Source organism: Paenibacillus peoriae KCTC 3763, assembly GCF_000236805.1.
Taxonomy (GTDB): domain Bacteria; phylum Bacillota; class Bacilli; order Paenibacillales; family Paenibacillaceae; genus Paenibacillus; species Paenibacillus peoriae.
Window position 1 is genome coordinate 1 of the sequence record NZ_AGFX01000036.1, and the last position, 376, is coordinate 376.

Below are 376 nucleotides of genomic sequence, written 5' to 3' on the forward strand. Positions count from 1 at the left end.
GAGAGCTGCGGGTATCCGGAGCCGGGAATTCGAATTTTATGCTAAAAGGCGAGGAAAATATAGCGTACATGGAGCTATCAGGCAGGTTGGAAGAAGGGAAGTCCTATTATCTGGAAATCACCTCGGGAGCATTGACGGATTTGGCAATGAACCCGTATGTGGGGATGCATACGCCAGAGGATTGGACATTCCGCATACGAGATGAATGGCCCTATTATACGAGCCTGTATCCAGAGGGGAGCGGGCAAACGCTCATACCGAGCCTGCGAATGGGCTTCAGTGAAGAAATGCAGCTAGGCACAGGCTACCTGGTGGTGCATCAGGAAGATGGAAGTGAAGTGGGACGGATTAGCGTGAGCGGAGGTACGACCTTCGG

General features: G+C 52.4%; 1 protein-coding gene. It reads left to right on the forward strand.

Going from position 1 to position 376, the window contains the following annotated elements:
* On the forward strand, positions 1 to 376 hold a 376-nt coding region (locus tag KQI_RS28875), incomplete at both ends, for an Ig-like domain-containing protein (protein WP_010348291.1).